The organism is Seonamhaeicola marinus (assembly GCF_008085455.1).
This window is the reverse complement of record NZ_VSDQ01000472.1, coordinates 239-489: the sequence shown is the minus strand read 5'-3', so window position 1 is coordinate 489 and position 251 is coordinate 239.

Below are 251 nucleotides of genomic sequence, written 5' to 3'. Positions count from 1 at the left end.
AAAAAATAGGCATAGTAATAGGTATGACAATTTTTGCAGTTGTAGATCAAATAGCAAGTATGCGTTCAGCTATTTTGTTTCTATTCGTGTTCTTTTTACTAGGTATTGTACTATTATTTAAAGTACCCGAAAAGGCTTAATTTTAAAAAAGTAAGCATTTATGTTTTGTAACATAAATGCTTTTTAAGTTTAAAAAAAATTAAGCAAGTTGCAATGCTTCTTCTCTAAGTTTTTTGGCAACAAAAACTAAG